Here is a 9,956-nt window from a genome sequence, read left to right as displayed (position 1 = left end):
CGTGGTCGGCAAGCCGGACGAAACCACCGGCGAAGCCATCTGCGCCTTCGTGGTCCTCAAGCGCAGCCGGCCCACCGGCGATGAAGCCAAACAGATCGCCAAGGAATTGCGCGACTGGGTCGCCAAGGAAATCGGGCCGATCGCCAAACCAAGGGAAATCCGTTTCGGCGACAACTTGCCAAAAACCCGTTCCGGCAAGATCATGCGCCGTTTGCTGCGGGTACTGGCCAAAGGCGAGGAAATCACCCAGGATGTTTCCACGCTGGAAAATCCGGCCATTCTGGAGCAGCTCAAGCAGCCGGTTTAATCAATCAATTAATCAATGCGATGAAAACATGCCCGGCATTGAAGCAACACGGAATTGTCATTGACACGAGAATTGAATCTCACTTTACGGAAATATTATGCGTCTCATACTCTTAGGACCGCCTGGTGCGGGAAAAGGCACACAAGCCAATTTTATTAAGGAAAGTTTCAATATCCCGCATATCTCCACCGGAGATATGTTACGAGCTGCGATAAAAGACAAGACGCCTCTGAGCGCGGAAGTGAAACAGGTGATGGACGCGGGCGGCTTGGTATCAGACGAAATCATTATTCGCCTTGTTAAAGATCGCTTGAAGCAAGCCGATTGCGCCAACGGCTATCTGTTCGATGGATTTCCGCGCACGCTGCCACAGGCCGAGATGATGAAGGAAGCCGGCGTCGGAATTGACTACGTGCTGGAGATCGATGTGCCGGACGAGGTCATTCTGGAACGCATCAGCGGGCGCCGGATTCATCCGCCGTCTGGTCGTACCTACCATGTGAAATTCAATCCGCCGAAGGTCGAGGGAACAGACGATATGACCGGTGAGAATTTGATTCTGCGCGACGACGATAGGGAAGAGACGGTTAAAAAACGCTTAAGGGTCTATCACGAGCAAACGGAAATGCTGATTGCCTATTACACGCAATGGGCTCAGTCCGGACAACCCGGGGCGGCAAAATATCGGAAGATAGACGGTGTCGGCTTTGTGGACGTGATTCGGGCTAATGCATTTGCGGCTATCGCGCTGTAAAGGATGCGCATTCAATAGACCCCTATCAAACCGGGTAACTGCTAGCTCATATACCTTGATCGCAGGCGAAGGTATTGGCCGGATTCGGCTATACGTTGCTGCTTCCTGATCATTAAAAATCTGAAGAGTCTTGCTTGACATATGAGATGACCGGTCATATTATATTTTCATGCCAAAGCCGAACGTACACGACCATATTATCGAAGCAGCATTAAAACTCCTCCCCGAGAAGGGTTTCAATGGTTGCAGCGTGCAAGACATTACTGTTTCAGCCGGTGTGCCGAAGGGGTCGTTTTACAACCACTTCGAGAGCAAGGAAGCGCTCGGAGCGGAGATCGTGGCCTATTATGGAACCCGCGGTAACTTTCGAGATGTATTGACAGATCAGTCAATCGCGCCAGTGGAACGGTTGAGACAGTATTTTGTTGCACTCAATGAAATGATCGTTAGCCTCGACTTTGAACAAGGTTGCTTGCTCGGAAATTTTAGTGCTGAACTGTCGGATCAAAGTCCGATCATCAGAAGCGAGTTAGCGCGAGTGTATGAAGCTTGGACCAAAACTATTGGGGCGACCATTGCTGCCGGCCAAGCCGATCACTCGATAGGGAATGAACTGAACGCACAGACACTCGCGGGATTTTTGCTCAATGCGTGGGAAGGGGCGACCTTGAGGGCGAGAGTTGAACGGAGTCGCGATGCATTTGATGCATTCATGGATGTGACGTTTCGTAAAATTCTGGTCTGATCCACTGTCGCAAACAGTTTTTTTGGTTTTTTTCTAGCATTTTTAAGATGACCGGTCATATTAAAGGAGACTTACATGACTGCTAAAAATTCCGCCACGAGATGGTAGGAAGATCGACTGGGAACGCCCCGGTTGTTTGACGAACGGGCCAGAGCACGCCCTGCTGCAAATTGTATTTAAACAAACCAAACAAGAGGAACAGAAAATGAAACTTAGTGGAAATACTATCTTTATTACTGGTGGTGGTTCAGGAATTGGGCGTGGCCTGGCAGAGGCTTTGCACAAACTGGGAAACCAGGTAATCATCTCCGGCCGGCGTAAGGGCCATCTGGATGAAGTAACCAAGGCGAATCCCGGCATGCAGTCGGTGGAACTCAATGTCGAGGATCCTGCCAGCATCGCGGCGGTCGCAACAAAACTGATTGCAGAGCACCCAAAGCTTAATGTGCTGATCAATAACGCGGGCATCATGCAGATCGACGATGCCGCGAGCACAATCGATGAAGGCCTCCTGGTGTCGACCATCACGACCAATCTGGCGGGCCCGATCCGGATGACGTCGGCGCTGATCGAGCACTTGAAGAAACAGGATGCGGCTACTGTCATCAATGTATCGTCGGTACTGGGGTTTGTGCCACTGGCGATGTCGGCGGTGTATTCCTCCACCAAGGCGGCCATACACTCGTACACCCAATCGCTGCGCTACAAGTTGAAAGACAGTTCGGTGAAGGTGCTGGAGTTAGCTCCGCCCTGGGTGCAAACGGATCTGCTGAATAGCAATGACGAACCTCGGGCGATGCCTCTGGCACAGTTCATCGACGAAACTATCAAGGTCCTTGGAACAGACGCGGAGGAGGTGTTGGTGGAGGGCGCAAAGATGCTGCGCAATAACCCGGGACCTGACGAGGCTGCGTTTGTAATCCAGTTCAACGACATGATGGAGCAACCGCCACATTGATCGGAGATGGTTCGGGCGGGCGACGATAGTGCGTTGTGACGACCTCCGTGCGAGGCGAGTCCTTTGTGCACGTCGTCGCCGTTCCAGTACGGGCTGAGATCAGGCTGCGGCCTGGTCTGCGAAGCTTTCTTGATAAGCCGTGCAGCTATCTTTACGGCGGAGAGCACAACCGTGAATTTGGAGAACAAAATGAATGAAACGATTGAAACGAAAAATAAAGCACTTGTCCTTGAGGCATTCGACACCTTGTTTAACAAGCGTGATTACGTGACATGTGAGCGTTATTGGTCGCCCAATTACATCCAGCATAGCGCGCATATCGAACCCGGCCGCGACGGCCTGTTCAATCTCATCAAAAGCGTTCCAGCTACGCTGAAGTACGAACCGGGGGTGATAGTGGCCGATGGCGATTTCGTGATCGTCCACGGGCGATTTTCTGGCCATGGCCAGCCGAAGAACTGGATCGCGGCAGACATTCTGCGCATCGTCGATGGCATTCTGGTCGAGCATTGGGACGTCATTCAAGACGAGGCTTCGCATGAGGAGTCAAAGAGCGGCCTTCCCATGTTCGGCAACAAATTTCCTGAAGAACTCTGAATTATCAGGCCGGGTTGTCGTCGCACAAACGAGCCAACCATTGGCTACTTTTTTTTGAGGTATGCCTTAAGGAGCGAAATAATAATTTCAAAAAAAAAGTGTAAACAATAAAAAACGCAGCCTTTTCAAGGGCTGCGTTAGTTTTGTTCACAAATACAAAAACATATTTCCTAGAACGGTTCTGCATACCTAATTGTGTAAACAGTCTCGAAATCCAATTAAACAATTGCCAATAGATTTTTTGCATTTATAAACGTAAACAAATTGGGTAAAAAGCCAGGTTTGTTTACACTTTCCGTTTTAGGCTTCCCGTACACAGTATCTATTACATCGAGTTAGTTACGCGATTCATAATCTTCATTCCTGGGCGAGGGTGACGTGAGTGGGAAGATCTCCCAAGGGCACAGGGGGAATCCAATCTAGGATAGACAGGCACACGCTGCAAATCGGATCACCACCAAGGTCACATCGTAGTGGGGATATCGTATTCTGTGTAATTTATGTCGTAGAGCTCTGATTAAACGCATTGCTGAAGGCTGAAACTCCCCTTTTCTGTCGGAAAGGCTCTCCAATTCTCCAGCCGTCATCGCCGAAAGCAGCAACTACGCTATCAGCCAGGCTTAAGATTGAGACGGAAAATACCCAATGCGGCGCTTCGCTAGCTCGTGGCCAACTCATTCTTCTCGAGGTTCATATCACCAATCTTAATCCCCAACAATTCCCCTTTGCGAAGACCGAGGCTCAACAGCAAATGGACGATCAGACGGTTACGCACTCGTATGAATTCCGACTTCCAAGGATTGCATATAGAGTCGAGTTTAACGACCTCCAGCAACAAACTGATCTCTTCTGCGGATAAGCCTTGGCGAGCAAGTAAATCGCTCTTAGAAAAACCTTTGGGTATGCGGGTATTAATGGTAACTAATGCACGATCCTTGGCATCGCGCAGTCTTAAATAGTTCTCATGATCTATCGAAAGCGCATATAGGCTGCGATCAATTTTCCACTTCACGAAATCACGGAAATACAACAGTCTGGTTGCCACTGTTTCAGCATTGATGCTTTGTGAGTCGTCCATCGCCGGAGCTGACTTGCGGACCGACTCAAGGCTAAATACGCGCCTCGGAATCGATGCCATAGCCGATTTGACCAAAACCCGTCGGAGCTTTTTTTGAGTCCACGAGAAGCTGTCCACTAAGCGATCGAGCTCCCCCCAAGTCAAATAACTTCCCGTTGTCGATTCGTTCTTGGAAATCAATTCCCATGTGCTCCAGCACTTGATACCCGAACATCACAGAGCGGATTGCAGCAGTGAGAGTGGATGAAGAGAGGTTCCTGGCTCTGAGCTGTGTCAAAACGTAGAGGGTGACATCGAAGTCAGGAATTCCCGTCTCACGATCGATGAGTGCGGGAAACCTTTCGCCGAAAGAAAATACGAGATTGCGAACCTCAAGAGATTGAGAGGCTGACACTTATTTACTTTCTTTAAAGTTAGTAGATAAGTTTTTATTAAATCAAACTACAACTTCTATGTAAATAAGAAAAAACCCACTCCTCATATAGAGAAGTGGGTCGGGTGTTTACAAAACTAAAAAGTTAGGTGCTAGAACGGAATATCGTCATCCATATCCGAGAAATTCGGCGCTGGCCGCGACGCTGGCGCCTGCTGGCGGGCTGGGGCTGCCGGGGCGCCGGTATTTTGCTGGCGTGCCGGTGGCGCGCTGCTGTAGCCGCTGTCGTCCATAGGTGCACTGCCGCCCGCGCCTTGACGGCTGCCGAGCATCTGCATGGTGTCGGCGATGATTTCCGTGGTGTAGCGTTCAGCGCCATCCTTGTCTTGCCATTTGCGCGTTTGCAGACGGCCTTCGATGTAGATCTGCGAACCTTTTTTCAGGTACTGGCCGGCGATCTCCGCCAGCTTGCGATAGAAGGTAATGCGGTGCCACTCGGTTAATTCCTTTTTCTCGCCGCTGTTCTTGTCTTTCCAGCTTTCCGTCGTGGCCACGGCGATGTTGGTGACTGCTTCGCCGTTCGGCATGTAGCGTGTTTCCGGGTCGCGGCCGAGATTGCCGACGATGATGACTTTATTGACCGATGCCATGTAATGCTCTCCTAAATGCTCATATCTTGAAAATGCGTTGAAAACTGCGCTTGATGCATCGTGCCCAAGGCGCTTGCTGTCTGATGCTGCTTAATGGGCCTTGCTGCGGGCCTTGCTGCGCGTTGTGCACTACGCTGCCGCAGTAGCCGATGAACGACCCCGGCGCGGCAAATTTTTCATGCTGGATGCGATTATAAGCCAGCCCAGGGTCGCTGCCGCGCCTAATATGAAAACCGAGGGGGCGCCAACATGCTGTTTAAGCAATCCGCCTAGGGCGCCGCCGCAGAACAAACCCAGGGCTTGCATGGTGTTGTAGACGCCCAGAGCAGCTCCTTTGGCGGCCGGCGGCGCGATGCGCGACACCAGCGACGGCTGGCTGGCTTCCAGTACGTTGAAGGCAATGAAAAATCCCAGCAACAGCACCACCAGCCATTGCCAATGGATCGTTGCCATGGAGAACGTCAGCAGCAGACCGAGTTGCACCGCCAGCAACAAAGCCACGGCGGCCAGCATCACCTGCTTCATCTTGCCCTGCTTCTCGCCGACAAACACCGGCGGCAGCATCAGTACAAAAGATGCCAGCACCACCGGCAGATAGATTTTCCAGTGCGACTCCAGCGGCAAGTCGGCGTATTTGACCAGCGCCGCCGGCATCACCACGAACATCGCCATTTGCGTCATATGCAAGGCGAATACGCCATAGTTGAGCCGCATCAGTTCACTGTTGCGCAAGATTTCCGACCAGGCCACGCGCCTGGCCTTGACCAGCGGCGCCGATGGCACCAGCCACACCACCACCGCTATCGCCGCCAGCGACAGGATGCCGGTCATGGCAAAGATGCCGCCCATGCCGACCCATTGGTACAACAGCGGCGAAATGATCAGCGACAGGGCAAACGTCAAACCGATGGAGCCGCCGACCATCGCCATGGCCTTGGTGCGATGCTCTTCCCTGGTGGAATCGGCGATGAAAGCGGTCACTGCTGCCGAGATCGCGCCCGCGCCTTGTATCGCGCGGCCGATGATGACCCAGTAGATATCGCCTGCAGCGGCGGCAATGAAGGATCCCAATGCAAACAGAATCAAGCCGATGACGATGATTTTCTTGCGGCCGTATTTGTCGGAGGCAACGCCAAACGGAATTTGTCCGAACGATTGCGCCAGGCCGTAAATCCCCATGGCCAGGCCGACCAGTGCAGCACTGTCGCCGCCGGGCAAGGTTTTAGCATGCACCGCAAACACCGGCAAAATCAAAAACAGGCCGAGCATGCGCAATGCAAATATCGAGGCCAAAGCGCCGCTGGCCTTGACTTCGGCACGGCTCATGCGGCTGCCGGCGTCATTATCGGGAGTGGTGGGCGAACTAATCATATTGGGCATTAACGGATGCGCCGTTGAAGGGGGTGCAACGACGAAGATCGAAACCCGTTATAGTATCAGGTTGATCCGTTTGATATGCCATTGACTATGCCATCGATGCGCTGGGCTAACACCCCCGCCGGCGCCAGAAGCTGGCCTTTCAAACGTGAAAATTGCAATTCCAACAAGCCAACACGGCCTTAAACTCACGCTGAAAGCTGTAAATGGAAGAGATCCGCATCCGGGGTGCGCGTACGCATAACCTCAAGAACATCAATCTGGATTTACCGCGCAACAAACTGATCGTGATCACCGGCTTGTCCGGCTCCGGCAAATCGTCGCTGGCGTTCGATACGCTGTACGCGGAAGGCCAGCGGCGCTACGTCGAATCGCTGTCTTCCTACGCCAGGCAATTCCTGCAGTTGATGGAAAAGCCGGATGTCGATCTGATCGAAGGTTTGTCGCCGGCGATTTCGATCGAGCAGAAAGCCACTTCGCACAATCCGCGTTCCACTGTCGGCACCGTGACTGAGATTCACGATTACCTGCGTTTGCTGTATGCACGCGTCGGCACGCCATACTGCCCGGACCATCCGGAAAAACCGCTGGCGGCGCAATCGGTGTCGCAGATGGTGGATGCGGTGCTGGCGATGCCGGAAGAGACCAAGCTGATGATCCTGGCGCCGGTGGTGGCCAATCGCAAGGGCGAACATGTCGACCTGTTTGAACAGATGCAGGCGCAAGGTTTTGTGCGCTTCCGGATCCAGAGCGGTACCGGTACTGCCAAGATTTATGAAGTCGACGATCTGCCCAAACTGAAGAAGACCGAGAAGCACACTATCGATGTGGTGATCGACCGCTTGAAAGTAAAAGCAGACGTCAAACAGCGGCTGGCGGAAAGTTTCGAAACCGCGCTGCGCCTGGCTGAAGGCCGCGCGATTGCGCTGGAAATGGATAGCGGCGCCGAGCACGTGTACTCCAACAAGTTCGCCTGCCCGACCTGCGGTTATTCGCTGCAGGAACTGGAACCACGCCTGTTCTCCTTTAACAATCCGATGGGCGCCTGCCCGGAATGCGACGGCCTCGGCCATATCGAATTTTTCGATCCCAAGCGCATCGTCGCCTTCCCTAACCTGTCGCTGGCCAGCGGCGCGGTCAAGGGCTGGGACCGGCGCAACCAGTTCTATTTCCAGATGCTGACCAGCATCGCGGCGCACTACGATTTCGACATCGACGTGCCGTTTGAAAAACTGCCGGAAAAATCCCAGCAGGCAGTGTTGTATGGCTCCGGCCGCGAAACGATTCCGTTCAGCTACGTCAATGAACGCGGCCGCACGGTCATCAAGGAGCACACGTTTGAAGGCGTGGTCAACAATCTGCAGCGCCGCTATCGCGAAACCGATTCGATGGCGGTCAAGGAAGAACTGGCCAAGTTCATCAATGAAAAGGAATGCCCGTCCTGCCACGGTGCGCGGCTGCGCGTCGAAGCACGCTTCGTCAAGGTCGGCAACGGCAAGCAGGAAAGAGCCATTTACGAAGTCGCCGCGACGCCGCTGCGTGAGACTTTGTCGTTCTTTGAAAAGCTGAAACTGACTGGCGCCAAGAAGGAAATCGCCGACCGCATCATCAAAGAAATCGTCTCACGCCTGACCTTCCTGAATAATGTCGGCCTCGATTACCTGTCGCTGGAACGCAGCGCCGACACCTTGTCCGGCGGCGAAGCGCAACGGATCCGGCTGGCTTCGCAAATCGGTTCCGGCCTGACCGGCGTCATGTATGTGCTGGATGAACCGTCGATCGGCTTGCATCAGCGCGATAACGACCGTCTGATCGAAACCCTGCGCCATTTGCGCGACATCGGTAACAGCGTGCTGGTGGTGGAGCACGATGAAGATGCGATCCGCACCGCCGATTATGTGGTCGACATGGGACTGGGCGCTGGTGTGCACGGCGGCGAAGTGATCGCCGAAGGTACGCTGGAGCAGATTCTGAAAAGTAAAAAATCGCTGACCGCCAAATACCTGAACGGCACGCTGAAAATCGCGGTGCCGGAAAAACGCACGCCGGCCGATCCTGACCGCCAGTTCATCATCACCGGCGCCACCGGCAACAACCTGAAAAACGTCACGATGAATTTGCCGGTCGGCTTGCTGACCTGTGTCACCGGGGTTTCCGGCTCGGGCAAATCGACGCTGGTCAACGATACGCTGTATCACGCCGCCGCACGCCATTTGTATGGCTCGCAAGCGGAACCGGCGGCGCACGAATCGATAGGCGGCCTCGAACATTTCGACAAAGTCATTTCGGTCGACCAGGCGCCTATCGGCCGCACGCCGCGTTCGAATCCTGCCACTTACACCGGCTTGTTCACGCCGATCCGAGATTTGTTTTCGACCGTGCCGATGGCCAAGGAACGCGGCTATAACGCCGGACGTTTCTCATTCAACGTCAAGGGCGGCCGCTGCGAAGCCTGCCAGGGCGACGGCGTGATCAAAGTGGAAATGCACTTTCTGCCGGACGTGTATGTGCCTTGCGATGTCTGCCACGGCAAGCGCTACAACCGCGAGACGCTGGAAGTGCATTACAAGGGCAAGAACATTACCGAAGTGCTAGCCATGACGGTGGAAGAAGCCCATGAATTCTTCAAACCGGTGCCGGTCATCGCGCGCAAATTGCATACCTTGCTGGATGTCGGTCTCGGTTATATCCGCCTCGGCCAAAGCGCTACCACCTTGTCCGGCGGCGAAGCGCAACGGGTCAAGCTGTCGCTGGAACTGTCGAAGCGCGATACCGGCCGCACCTTGTACATCCTGGATGAACCTACCACTGGCTTGCATTTCCATGACATCGACCTGCTGCTGAAAGTGATCCACCGCCTGCGCAATCAAGGCAATACCGTGGTCATCATCGAGCATAATCTGGATGTCATCAAAACCGCTGACTGGCTGATCGATCTGGGGCCGGAAGGCGGCGCTGGCGGTGGCCGCATCATCGCTACCGGGACACCGGAACAGGTCGCGGCCAACGAGGCCAGCGTCACCGGTAAATATCTGGGACCATTACTGCATAAAAAATAAACAGCCATTCCACAGCGGCAGTGTTCGCCCCCTGCTACGCTGATGGAATGCGATAACA

At 53.8% G+C, this 9,956-nt stretch carries 10 protein-coding genes; 6 read left to right on the top strand and 4 right to left on the bottom strand.

The window, feature by feature from the left end; genetic code table 11:
• From VNZ60_RS16615 to VNZ60_RS16595, 5 genes are all read left to right on the top strand, one after another.
• On the top strand, positions 1-307 hold a 307-nt coding region (locus tag VNZ60_RS16615), incomplete at its 5' end, for an AMP-binding enzyme (RefSeq protein ID WP_414648870.1).
• A gap of 97 nt (positions 308-404) precedes the next feature.
• Positions 405-1,061 (top strand): adenylate kinase, encoded by a 657-nt coding sequence (adk, locus tag VNZ60_RS16610; RefSeq protein ID WP_325661011.1) that lies wholly within the window; start codon positions 405-407, stop codon positions 1,059-1,061.
• A gap of 169 nt (positions 1,062-1,230) precedes the next feature.
• Entirely contained in the window at positions 1,231-1,806 is a 576-nt protein-coding gene (locus tag VNZ60_RS16605; protein ID WP_325661009.1) for a TetR/AcrR family transcriptional regulator, read from the top strand.
• Between the two features lie 205 nt (positions 1,807-2,011).
• A complete protein-coding gene (locus VNZ60_RS16600) occupies positions 2,012-2,764 on the top strand; it encodes an SDR family oxidoreductase (protein ID WP_325661025.1) in 753 nt (250 codons plus the stop codon).
• 189 nt (positions 2,765-2,953) lie between these two features.
• A complete protein-coding gene (locus VNZ60_RS16595; RefSeq protein ID WP_325661007.1) occupies positions 2,954-3,361 on the top strand; it encodes a nuclear transport factor 2 family protein in 408 nt (135 codons plus the stop codon).
• Positions 3,362-4,019: 658 nt separating this feature from the next.
• Here the strand turns inward: VNZ60_RS16595 and VNZ60_RS16590 are convergent.
• From VNZ60_RS16590 to VNZ60_RS16575, 4 genes are all read right to left on the bottom strand, one after another.
• Entirely contained in the window at positions 4,020-4,499 is a 480-nt protein-coding gene (locus VNZ60_RS16590) for a hypothetical protein (RefSeq protein WP_325661005.1), read from the bottom strand.
• Positions 4,471-4,833 carry a hypothetical protein gene (locus tag VNZ60_RS16585; RefSeq protein WP_325661003.1) on the bottom strand — a complete coding sequence of 121 codons (363 nt, stop codon included), beginning with the start codon at positions 4,831-4,833 and terminating at the stop codon, positions 4,471-4,473. Before VNZ60_RS16585 ends, VNZ60_RS16590 begins: the two co-directional genes overlap by 29 nt.
• Positions 4,834-4,964: 131 nt before the next feature.
• Positions 4,965-5,462 carry a single-stranded DNA-binding protein gene (ssb, locus tag VNZ60_RS16580; RefSeq protein ID WP_325661001.1) on the bottom strand — a complete coding sequence of 166 codons (498 nt, stop codon included), beginning with the start codon at positions 5,460-5,462 and terminating at the stop codon, positions 4,965-4,967.
• 129 nt (positions 5,463-5,591) lie between these two features.
• Positions 5,592-6,842: an MFS transporter gene (locus tag VNZ60_RS16575; RefSeq protein ID WP_414648869.1), complete on the bottom strand. Its 1,251-nt coding sequence runs from the start codon at positions 6,840-6,842 to the stop codon at positions 5,592-5,594.
• Positions 6,843-7,045: 203 nt separating this feature from the next.
• On the opposite strand from VNZ60_RS16575, the gene uvrA reads away from it, so the two are divergent.
• The gene (gene uvrA, locus VNZ60_RS16570) at positions 7,046-9,898 is read left to right on the top strand and encodes an excinuclease ABC subunit UvrA (RefSeq protein WP_325660999.1); all 2,853 of its coding nucleotides are present in this window, start codon (positions 7,046-7,048) and stop codon (positions 9,896-9,898) included.
• The last annotated feature ends 58 nt before the right edge of the window (positions 9,899-9,956 follow it).

The organism is Collimonas sp. (genome assembly GCF_035566375.1).
Classification (GTDB): Bacteria; Pseudomonadota; Gammaproteobacteria; order Burkholderiales; family Burkholderiaceae_D; genus Collimonas.
The sequence above is the reverse complement of the archived record's forward strand: the minus strand, read 5'-3'. Positions and strand labels throughout refer to the sequence as shown.